At 72.2% G+C, this 5,499-nt stretch carries 5 protein-coding genes; 2 read left to right on the top strand and 3 right to left on the bottom strand.

The window, feature by feature from the left end; genetic code table 11:
* Positions 1-13 precede the first annotated feature (13 nt).
* Both VR45_RS33630 and VR45_RS33625 read right to left on the bottom strand, forming a co-directional pair.
* Positions 14-1,366 (bottom strand): hypothetical protein, encoded by a 1,353-nt coding sequence (locus tag VR45_RS33630; RefSeq protein WP_159394451.1) that lies wholly within the window; start codon positions 1,364-1,366, stop codon positions 14-16.
* Positions 1,366-2,247, bottom strand: coding sequence for a hypothetical protein (locus tag VR45_RS33625; protein ID WP_045943694.1), 882 nt, complete (start codon positions 2,245-2,247; stop codon positions 1,366-1,368). Before VR45_RS33625 ends, VR45_RS33630 begins: the two co-directional genes overlap by 1 nt.
* A gap of 356 nt (positions 2,248-2,603) precedes the next feature.
* Here VR45_RS33625 and VR45_RS33620 point away from each other — a divergent pair, with 356 nt between their 5' ends.
* Positions 2,604-3,851, top strand: coding sequence for a hypothetical protein (locus VR45_RS33620; RefSeq protein WP_052709576.1), 1,248 nt, complete (start codon positions 2,604-2,606; stop codon positions 3,849-3,851).
* 31 nt (positions 3,852-3,882) lie between these two features.
* Positions 3,883-5,127 carry a hypothetical protein gene (locus VR45_RS33615; RefSeq protein WP_045943693.1) on the top strand — a complete coding sequence of 415 codons (1,245 nt, stop codon included), beginning with the start codon at positions 3,883-3,885 and terminating at the stop codon, positions 5,125-5,127.
* 57 nt (positions 5,128-5,184) lie between these two features.
* On the opposite strand, the gene VR45_RS33610 is transcribed toward VR45_RS33615, so the two are convergent.
* Positions 5,185-5,499 (bottom strand): dihydrofolate reductase family protein (locus VR45_RS33610; protein WP_045943692.1); only part of this gene is annotated, 315 nt, incomplete at its 5' end.

The raw sequence follows: 5,499 nt of genomic DNA, 5'->3' as shown, positions 1-5,499 counted from the left end.
GGGTGAGAGGGGGTCAGGGGGTGAGCAGCACCGACCTGGTGGGCACTCCGGCGGGCGGCGCGTCCAGGGTGATCAGGCGCTTGTCCGTCCCGGCCCCGTTGTCCGGGGTGCCCGCGGTCGGCCGCACGGAACCGCAGCGCTGCAGCTCCGTCTCGGTGAGCGGGCCGGACCGCTGGTAGTAGCGGTCCGGGAGGGAGGCCGAGGGGACGTCGAAGACGGCGTCCAGCCGGTACTTGTTGCGGGCGTTGGTGAAGCTGCCGGCCACCCGCTCGCGGGCGGGCTGCACCTCGATCCAGCTCATCTCGCCCGGCTGGATGGTGGGGTTGAGCTGCTTGGTGGTGGTCCGCGACCAGGTGAGCGGGTTGTTGGTGTTCACGGCCGCGGAGTTGCCGCCCGCGGTGCTGAACCCGGCGGCGGCCTGGGCGGCCAGGTTGGGGCGGCTCTGCGAGATGTCGGAGCGGCTGGGGACGAGCGGGGCGCCCTTGAGCGCGTAGTACTGGGTGAGGTTGTCGTACGAGGGCTCGGTGTTCTCCATCCGCCGGTCGTCCACCACGGCGTTGCGGGTGCAGTTGATGTACACCTCGCCGATGATCCTGGTCTGCCCGTAGTACTGGTAGGAGTACCGGTTGTCCACGGTGAAGACGCAGTTGGTGGCCGAGCCCTCGCAGTCGTCCACCGCGATGCCCGGCTCCAGCGGGTCGTTGCCCCGGTAGGCCTTGGGGCCGGGCAGCTGCTCCTTGCGGACCTTCTGGTCGACCGGGGCCGGGGTCTGCTTGGCGGTGACATTGGTGATCAGCGGGCCGCAGGAGCGCGAGTCCCGCTGCTCGGCGGAGTCGAAGGACACCATCGGGTTGTCCTCGGTGGCGGTGAACTCGAAGACCCGCCCGCTGGTCCAGTTGGCGGTGCCGACGGTGTCGGTGCCCCGGGTGGTGACCACCGGGTCGGGGGCGGGGCCGGTGGTGATCAGCGAGACGTTGTAGGTCTGGCCGTCCTTGAGCTGCTCGGGCGTGCAGCGGCGGTCCACGCCCGGGCTGTCGTCCCAGGTCAGCGTCACCTGGGAGCCCGCCCTGACGCCCCACAGCCGGGTGCGCATGGTCAGCGCGGTGCCGTTCCAGTTCAGCGCGGCGGCCTGGTAGCCGCGCGGGTGCTGGGCGAGGGTCTTGCCGAAGACCACGCCGGTGTTGTCGGGGGACCAGTCGGTGTGCCCGGCGGCGGTTCCGTTGTCGGGGGCGACGGGCTGGGCGAAGGTGCCGTTGGGCACCTGGACGTCCACGGTGTCGGCGGCGCGGGCGGGCGGCGCGGCCGGGGCGGCGACCAGGGCCAGGCCCGCCGCCGTCGCGGCCAGGACCCGGTGCCGGCGCGCCATCAGCAGAACCACCAGTCGCTCGGCGGGACGACCGCGTCACCGGGCCCGACCCCGGCGGTCAGCGCGTTCGGCAGGGTGCAGAGGTCCGTGGCCGCCGTATTGGGGTTCTGGTCACGGGGGATCTTGCCGAAGTCCTCGACGGCCTGGGTCTCCTTGGCGATGCCGTCCTTCTCCGCCTTGCCCTCACCGGCCACGCCCGCCAGGCATTCCTTGCTGGTGGGCGGGCACTTCTCGATCTTCTCCTTGTCGGCGGCGAGGTCCTTGCACTGCGGGTTGTCCTTGGCGTCGCCCGAGCAGGGGTCGCTCGACGCACCGCCCTGCGGCGGCGTGAGCGGCGGGGCGGTCTGCTTGGCGGCGACGTTGGTGATCAGTGCTCCGCAGGCCGGCTTGTCGGTGTCGGTCGAGGTGAACGTGACCAGCGGGGCGTCCTCGGTGGCGGTGAAGGAGTACGTCCGGCCGAGGAACCAGTTCGCCCTGCCGTTGGGGGTGTTGCTGGTGAAGGCGCCCGCCGGATTGATGTCGCCGGCCACCGACACGGTGTACGAGCGCTTGGCGTTGCTCGACGTCACGCAGGTGTCGGGGTTGTCGTCCCAGCTCAGGGTGACGGTGGCCTTCGCGCGGATGCCGCGCAGCCGGGTGCTGATCGAGATCCCGTTGCTGTTCCAGCCGAGCGTCGCCGCCTGGAAGCCCTGCGGATGCGCGGCCCGGGAGGCCGAGGCGACGCCACCGGGGGTCGTCCAGCCGTCGGCGCCGGCGGTGAAGGTCTTGTCGGCGGGCACCGTGGGCGAGGAGAAGGTGCCGTTCACCACCACCGCCGGCTCGGTGTCCTCCGCCCCCGCCGGTGCCGGGGCCGCCAGGGCCATCGCGGCACTGAGGGTCACAACCAGGAGTCTGGCTCGTTGTCTCCGCGGCACGGTCTCTCCCACTGAAGTCGGCGGAATCATCGGGCAGTTGCGATCGACGATCCTTGTTGATCATCGAGCCCCAGCCGCCCATGCTTCGACAGCCGGTCACGGACCGCAACCGTTGACGGGCCGTTAGGGCGACCGCGAACGACCCGGCTGGGCCAACAAGGTGGAAAGCGCTTCGGAACCGCACGACCGTTCTGATCATTGGGCAGGCATCTGCTGATCCGATCATCGTTCTTCGGCCGCGCGGCGAGGTGCCGCGTGGCCCGCCTCGTGCTGTCCGCGCCTCCGGAGCCGTCCAGCTCCGACCCCCCGAACGTGAGGAAGAGATGCACCCGCTGCACCGCAAGCTCCGCCGCCTGCCCGTCACCGCCGTGCCCGCGCTGGTCGCGAGCCTGACCCTGCTGGGCTCCGTCGCCCTGCCCACCTCCGCCGCCTCCGCGTACGACCTGCGGCTGCGCTCCTGGGGGCTGAACGCCAGCGGCCAGCTGGGCGACGGCACCAAGACCCAGCGGCTCACCCCGACCTCCGTGGTCGGGCTGGCGGGCGCCGAACTGGACTCCGTGGCCGCCGGCGGTACCGGTGGCTCCGCCGGTTCCGGTTTCGGCCTGGCCCTGCTCGCCAACGGCACCGTGGAGTCCTGGGGCAAGAACGACAAGGGCCAGCTCGGCAACGGCGCCACCAGCGCCACCGACGAATGGGCGGTACCGAGCCTGGTCGCCGGACTGGGCGGGGTGGAGGCGGTCGCCGCGGGCGGCTCGCACGCCCTGGCGCTGCTCAAGGACGGCACCGTCAAGGCCTGGGGCCTCAACGACAAGAGCCAGCTGGGTGACGGCACCACGACCAACACCAACCTCCCGGTGACGGTGGCCGGCCTGGAGGACGTCAAGGCGATCGCGGCCGGCGACACCTTCAGCATGGCCCTGCTGAGGGACGGCACCGTGAAGACCTGGGGCAACAACGACAAGGGCCAGCTCGGCATCACCGCGAAGCCGGCCAGCTCGACCGCCGCCGTGCCCGCCCCGACCCCCGCCACCCGCACCACCGCCGTCGCGGTGCCCGAGCTCACCACCGTCAAGGGCATCACCGCGGGCGCCTCGCACGCCCTCGCGCTGCTCGCGGACGGCACCGTGATGTCCTGGGGCCTCAACGACAAGGGCCAGCTGGGCGACGACACCGTCGTCAACAAGCCCTACCCCGTCACCGTCCTGGAGCTCAGGAACGTCACCGCCCTCTCCGGCGGTGCCTCGCACAGCCTGGCCCTGCTCCAGGACCGCACCCTGCGCAGCTGGGGCCTGAACACCAACGGCCAGGTCGGCGACGGCACCACCACCCAGCGCAACACCAGCGTGCCGATCCCCGGCGTCACCGGCGTGGTCGGCATCGCCGCCGGCGCCGCCCACAACCTCGCGGTGCTCTCCGACGGCACCGTCCAGGCCTGGGGGCTCAACGACAAGGGCCAGTTGGGCGACGGCACCACCACCCAGCGCAACACTCCGGTGCAGGTGCTGGCCAAGTCCGGCAGCGTCTCCATGGTCGCGGCGCCGTCCAACGGCAGCTTCAGCCTGGCGCGCTGACCCGTCCGTCCCGTCAACAGGAAGGCAGCACATGACGAACTCCCGTACCGCGCCGCGAGGCCGGCTGCGCCCGGCCGTCGCCGCGTCCGTGGCCGCGCTCACCGCGCTCGGACTGGCCGCCCTGCCCGTGGGCAGCGCCCACGCCCAGGAGAAGCGCCTCAAGTCCTGGGGCAACAACCGGGCCGGCCAGCTCGGTGACGGCACCTGGACCGACTTCCGCACCACCGCCACCACCGTGCTCGGGCTGACCAGCGCCGAGGTGGTCAAGATCGCCGCTGGTGGCGCGGGCCCCACCAGCGGCCACGGACTGGCCCTGCTGACGGACCGGACGGTGCAGTCCTGGGGCTCCAACGGCTCCGGCCAGCTCGGCGACGGCTCGGTGTTCAGCCACAACGCCCCCGGCCAGGTGGTGAACCTCTCCAACGCCACCGACATCGCCGCCGGCGGCACCCACAGCCTCGCCCTGCTCGCCGACCAGACCGTGGTGTCGTGGGGGAAGAACAACTACGGCCAGCTGGGCAACGGCACCAACCTGGACAGCAGCGTCCCGGTGCGGGTCGAGGGCCTGAACAAGGTGATCGCGATCGCCGCCGGCCTCAGCCACAGCCTGGCCCTGCGCGAGGACGGCACCGTCTGGGCCTGGGGCTACAACATCAACGGCCAGCTCGGCGACGGCACTTCGGCCAGCCGGAACGTGGCCTCGCGGGTCGCGAACCTGACCGGGGTCAGCCGGATCGCCGCAGGCTGCAACCACAACCTCGCCCTGGTCGGCGCGCCGGCCGGCGGCACCGCTCCCGCCGGTCCCACCAGCGGCAACGCGGTGAAGGCCTGGGGCTACAACGCCACCGGCCAGCTCGGCGACAACAGCACCATCAGCCGCTACACCCCGGTCGACACCCAGGGCATCTGGCTCGGCGGGGTGTCGCAGATCGCGGCCGGCTGCAACCACAGCCTGGCCGTCACCGACAGCGACAACAAGCTGAAGGCGTGGGGCCAGAACACCTCCGGCCAGATCGGCGACGGCACCACCGACTACCGGATCACCCCCGTCCCCGTTCCGGGGATCACGGGCACCCGGTCGGTGGCCGGCGGCCGCGAGCACACCGTCGCCCTGCTCGGTGACAACACCGTGCGCTCCTGGGGCAACAACGGCTCCGGCCAGCTGGGCAACGGCACCACCACCGACAGCAGCACCCCGGTCACCAGCCTCACCGCGCTGACCGGCGTCGACAAGATCGCCGCACCCGTCGGCGGCGACTTCAGCCTCGCCAACTGAGGCCCGGCCGCGGGGCGGTGGACCCTCCGAGAAGTCCACCGCCCCGCGACCGGCCGGTCAGGCCGCAGCCCTCGCGTAGGTGAGGAAGGCGGCGCCGCCGGGCAGCACCGTGTGGTCGGTGAGGGTGAAGGTGCGCGGGCTCACCCCGTCCTTGCCCGCGAACACCGGTATGCCCGCCCCGACGGTGACCGGGTTGACCTTGAGGATCAGCTCGTCGATCTCCGGGTAGAGGGCGCCGGCCAGCTCCGCGCCGCCCACCAGCCAGATCCCGCCGCCGGCCTCGGCCTTGAGCTCCCGGACCCGGGCCACCGGGTCGGTGGACACCAGCTCGACGGCCGGGGCCGGGGCCTCGGTGAGGGTACGGGAGGAGAC

This window comes from Streptomyces sp. NRRL S-495, assembly GCF_000966955.1.
Taxonomy (GTDB): Bacteria; Actinomycetota; Actinomycetes; order Streptomycetales; family Streptomycetaceae; genus Kitasatospora; species Kitasatospora purpeofusca.
The sequence above is the reverse complement of the archived record's forward strand: the minus strand, read 5'-3'. Positions and strand labels throughout refer to the sequence as shown.

Coding starts and splice junctions, on each gene's coding strand:
- VR45_RS33630 (WP_159394451.1), bottom strand. CDS start 1,366: ATGGCGCGCCGGCACCGGGTCCTGGCCGCGACGGCGGCGGGCCTGGCC.
- VR45_RS33620 (WP_052709576.1), top strand. CDS start 2,604: ATGCACCCGCTGCACCGCAAGCTCCGCCGCCTGCCCGTCACCGCCGTG.
- VR45_RS33615 (WP_045943693.1), top strand. CDS start 3,883: ATGACGAACTCCCGTACCGCGCCGCGAGGCCGGCTGCGCCCGGCCGTC.